3 protein-coding genes are annotated in these 3,186 nt (G+C 52.4%); 2 read left to right on the forward strand and 1 reads right to left on the reverse strand.

Annotated elements, in window-relative coordinates:
- Positions 1–175: 175 nt before the first annotated feature.
- On the forward strand, positions 176–532 hold the full coding sequence (locus tag QPL98_RS19280) for a hypothetical protein (RefSeq protein ID WP_303293857.1): 357 nt from the start codon (positions 176–178) through the stop codon (positions 530–532).
- Between the two features lie 104 nt (positions 533–636).
- A complete protein-coding gene (locus QPL98_RS19285; protein ID WP_303293858.1) occupies positions 637–1,416 on the forward strand; it encodes a hypothetical protein in 780 nt (259 codons plus the stop codon).
- Between the two features lie 469 nt (positions 1,417–1,885).
- Here the strand turns inward: QPL98_RS19285 and QPL98_RS19290 are convergent, their stop codons facing one another.
- A complete protein-coding gene (locus tag QPL98_RS19290) occupies positions 1,886–2,929 on the reverse strand; it encodes an IS110 family transposase (protein ID WP_303293860.1) in 1,044 nt (347 codons plus the stop codon).
- Positions 2,930–3,186: the final 257 nt, after the last annotated feature.

The raw sequence follows: 3,186 nt of genomic DNA on the forward strand, positions 1-3,186 counted from the left end.
TGCCGGCCCGGTTGTTCCGGAGCTATGGACTGCCGGAATTGGCAGTACGGTAACGGGTTGAATCAAGTCACTGAATCGCCGTGGTACGTGATCCGTATGCCCGGTGATGTGGGAGGAGGGGCATCGTGAGGTGCCTCCCTATCCCGATTATGAGCCATGAGGGTTGCAGATAGACATGAACAAGTGGCTTAAGGAAGCAGAAATCTCACTGGCAGAGGCCATCGAAGCGGCAAGGATTGGTGAAATCCCAGCCCAGAATCTCTATATGATTGCGCCGCTGATCTATTCCAAAAGAAACAACATGAAAAATGATGCTCTCGTTCAGGAAATGCTGGATCAGAATGATGAGCAGGTACAAAGAGACTGGGCATGTGATGAAAGGTCAAAGGATCAGTACAAGTTCCATTATGTTGCCTCATACCTCTTTTGTTTTGTGGTTGCCGGAAAGATAGGAGAGGCAAAATACGACGAGATTATGGAATATGTAACCAGCAAAATGGACCTATTCACCGATGATTACGGCCTCGAGTAAAGCTCATAACCAGGCCAGTCACGGCGACGCCTACTACATTGTGGCTTCGCCTCCATTTCGTAGACGCGCATGCTGGCGGCGTTATATTCAAGGAGCCAAATTTAATGCCGTATGACCTTTTTGACCTCACAGGTCTCCTTGAGCACACCATTCGAACAACGGTTAAGAGCGTTGGGATTTGGGATTGGGATGAAGACCACATCACGCGAAGTATTCTGACGCAATTGCGACAAGAGCTTGGTCGAGTTGAGCTGGTGGGCGACGACGTCCGAAGCCACCTGCACTGGGAGGCCTACAAACTGAGTGGTTCCTACGAAAACCGGTTTGGCGATATTGCAGTGCTGGTCAAGATTAACTACAAGGACGGTGAACATCTTCAGGGTGCAGCATTCCTTGAGGCGAAGCGGCGACAACGAAGAAAAACCAACTTTGACGCCATGCGTGCACAACAGGTCAATAAAATCCTTAAGCATGCACCAAGGGCTCAATATCTGCTGTATGACTACGAAGATATTACGGGCTTTCAGTTTGCTCCGGCATTTCTTCATGAAATCCGAAATTTCTATCGAAGAAATTGGCAAACTGGTTCAGTTGCCCCACGAACAAGCGCTGTATGTGTGCCGCTGAACGTGGCTAAAGCAACAGGGTATAAAGATACTCTGCTCTATCGGTATGCAACACCGCTTTCGATGATGCTCTCGTGCCGGTATTTCCAAGGGCTCGATCTAGAGTTTGGAAAAGAGGCGATTGAAGTGGCGTGCGGTTACCTCGAAAAGTTTGGATTGCCTTCGTACGTTTTGGAAGTCGAGATTTCGGAAGCGGGTGCTGAGCCAAAGGAAAATACAGCTTACGTCAACCGGCAACGCTATGAACCGATGGATTGAATATAACACATATGAGCCTTCTCGGAATCAATAGGCAATAGTGATTTTTTTGGCCGCGCCAGCGGCCAACCTAAATCCATGAGCGAGAACGCCTGCTTCGTCAGTCTCGCGGGGCTGTCAGGCACTTACAGCAAACACATATAGGGGCTCTCTTACGTGGCTTTAGACCACAGCCTGACCGGTTGTTCCATCGGTGGGTCAGGGGCACCAGACATTCATCGGTTAACCGGCCACTGGCACTATTCAAGGATCTGGCTGCGTAGCTCCAGTTAGCGTCAGGCTCAGGGCCGGTGTAAGCGCACTGGCTCATGGCATTAAGGCACGCCCACGGGGCGGCTAATCAAGGCGACTGGCTTCAACGACGGTGATAGAAAGCCGGTTCGGTATCAGGTACCAGTCAGCAGACACCCGGCTTTCAGTTATCATCCTGTTTGATCCAGTTAGACGTCATGCTCACCCCGTGGCGTGACTAACCCTTTAGGAATCGTTGTTCATCGAACACCCTCTGATGCTTGAGCATGAAGTAGGCGGCCCGGCCGAGCTTGTGGGCCAGCGCGGACAGCGCCTTGGGTTTGTTCATTCGTTTCTGGAGTTTCTGTAGATAGCGCTGGGCCTTGTCATTACCCCGCAGGTACAGCACGGCGGCCTCCGAGAATGCCCACTTCAGATGGGCGTTTCCAATCTTGTTGCCCTGGGTGCCGTAGACCTTGCCGGCAGACTCGGCTTTGCACTTGATGAGCCGGGCGTAAGAAGCAAATTTCTGGACCGATTCGAAGCGTTGAACATCGCCGACTTCGTAGAGAATGGTCAGCGCCAGGATGCGCCCCACACCGGGAATGGTCCTCAGCACACTCAGGGAAGCGGGATCATGTTGTTTGGCTTGCCGTTCCAGGTGTTCTTCCAGTTTGCTGAGTTCCCGGTGATAGCATTCGATGATGGCCAGGTCGAGATCGATGTTGCGCTGAACATCCTGCCCGGCAAAGGCCGCCTGAACCTGTTCCCGGGCCCCCACATTCTTCAGGTTGACCTTGTTGGGCGGCAGGTTGTATTGGCTCGTGGTGTTGACCACATGGGCCTTGAGCATGGCTCCGTGCTGGACGATGCGGGTGCGTCGGCGCAGTAAATCCCGGGTTGCCCGCATCTCCTTGGGATAAACGTAGGCCAGGGGGAAATTGCCGCCCTTCATGAGCATGGCGATTTTGAAAGAATCGATACGGTCGTTCTTGGTTTTACCACCGTGAATGGCCTTCATATACAAGGCATGGCCCAGGATAAAGTGAATGCCGTGTTCTTCACACAGATCCGAGATCCAGTACCAGCAGTGCATGCATTCGACACCGATTACCAGATCATCACGAAACGGTTCGAGCAGGGCTAGTAGCGGTTCCGGGCGCGCTTTGATTTCCTTGTGCATAAGTACCTCGCCCTGTTGGTCGATGATGCAGACATACAGGCTGCGGGCATGCAGATCGATTCCACAATAATGGCGGTGGGTGCTATGGTAAAAGTTCATGAGTCTTCTCCCGTGTAGTGCTTGGTCGCCTTCCAGCTTAGCGGGTAACCGCTGGGCTGGGGAGAAGGCTCAATCAGTATCAAGGCGCTGCTGTCGGACAAATTCTCCGCTGCGCTTCAAATTTGCCGCAGAGCGCGGCGTTATCTGTAAGGAATAAACACATCACACGGAGGTATCTATGCATATCGGACTGATTGGCGGTATTGGACCGGCCGCCACAGAATTCTATTACCGTAACCTTGTGAGAGCCCGTCAGG

The organism is Marinobacter sp. ST-43, assembly GCF_030541085.1.
Classification (GTDB): Bacteria; Pseudomonadota; Gammaproteobacteria; order Pseudomonadales; family Oleiphilaceae; genus Marinobacter; species Marinobacter nauticus.